This window comes from Xenorhabdus bharatensis (assembly GCF_037996705.1).
GTDB classification, from domain to species: Bacteria; Pseudomonadota; Gammaproteobacteria; order Enterobacterales; family Enterobacteriaceae; genus Xenorhabdus; species Xenorhabdus bharatensis.
In genome coordinates, this window is sequence record NZ_JBBMXG010000093.1 from 1 (window position 1) to 262 (window position 262).

Genomic DNA, 262 nt, shown 5'->3' on the forward strand with positions numbered 1-262 from the left:
TGAAATGGAAGTGCGTGAGCTGCTGTCTCAGTACGACTTCCCAGGCGACGACACGCCAATCATCCGTGGTTCTGCTCTGAAAGCGCTGGAAGGCGACGCAGAGTGGGAAGCGAAAGTTGTTGAACTGGCTGAAGCACTGGATACTTACATCCCAGAACCAGAGCGTGACATTGACAAGCCATTCCTGCTGCCAATCGAAGACGTATTCTCCATCTCCGGCCGTGGTACTGTTGTAACGGGTCGTGTTGAGCGTGGTATCGTT

Annotated in this window: 1 pseudogene; it reads left to right on the top strand. The window is 53.4% G+C overall.

Features of this window, described 5'->3' with window-relative positions:
- Positions 1-262: pseudogene (gene tuf / locus AAC855_RS21810) on the top strand (elongation factor Tu); the annotation flags it as partial.